The sequence below is a fragment of the Cryomorpha ignava genome (genome assembly GCF_010686655.1).
GTDB lineage: Bacteria > Bacteroidota > Bacteroidia > Flavobacteriales_D > Cryomorphaceae > Cryomorpha > Cryomorpha ignava.
Genome location: NZ_JAAGVY010000133.1, coordinates 1 through 952, shown reverse-complemented (window position 1 = coordinate 952; position 952 = coordinate 1). Strand labels below are relative to the sequence as shown.

Sequence of the window (952 nt, the reverse complement as noted above, 5' to 3'; positions counted from 1 at the left end):
TTATAGCTTTATAGGTCATGTTTTTACCTCTGTATTTAAAAAGAGTCTTTACCTTGCAAAACATGCCGATGTAATGCAAGCCGGCTTTTTTAGCTGCATGCACCATTTTCCAACAGGTAAACCAACTATCGGTTAGCACATACTGCGCCGCAAATCCTTTCTTTACAGCAGTCTGTATCATTTTAGCCGCAGCAGTTATCTTGTCCGTATCGAGTTCCTTTTTTCTCTCTTGACCAGGACTGTCCTTTGCCCGCTCTTTCCGATATTGATCTTTGTAGTGTTTCAACTTGAGACCGTAAGGCTTCTTTTTGTTTTTCATGCCCCTTCTGTGAAAGGAAAAATCCAGCGGAATGAATACCCCACCATTGTAGTAGCCCATGACCAGAAGTTGATAGCCAAGCACTGACCTGCCTATAACATGATCCCAAATCTTTGATACACCTTCTATCGTACGACCGCTTTTCTCTAAGACGGTGTCATCAAAAATCAGCGCAGTAGTATCACTCTGGCATTTACCGTCTTGGGTTTTTTCTACCGCTTGACGTGCCACACCAAAAAGGAACTGGCGCCAGTAAATGCGACCATTGCCCTTGATTCTGTAATACGCATCTTTTCCGTAACTCGCCAGTTCACCCCAAAAGCTGCCCACCAAGCGATGTACATTCTTTTGACCAGTAAACACCGAACAAATTAAAATTTCAATTAAGCATAGAGCCGGGATGCCTTTTTGCTTCACCTTGCTAAAGATTGAATGTAATTTCCCCAACCTTAAAATTTTTATAAACTCTCTAAAGAATTCGACCTTGCGGTGGGTGGAACAAAAAGAAGTAGTCAGCTCTGACAAATTTTTAATATCTTTGGATTGCAGCATTTTTACGTATTTGGAATTACGCCTTTAAGATACTGTTTTTCAGAATCTTAAAGTAATAAAAATGCTGCACTTTTTAACTTT

1 protein-coding gene is annotated in these 952 nt (G+C 40.4%); it reads right to left on the bottom strand.

From position 1 onward, the window contains the following. A partial coding sequence (locus tag G3O08_RS20735) for a transposase (protein ID WP_163287355.1) occupies positions 1 to 871 on the bottom strand: 871 nt, incomplete at its 3' end. Positions 872 to 952 lie beyond the last annotated feature (81 nt).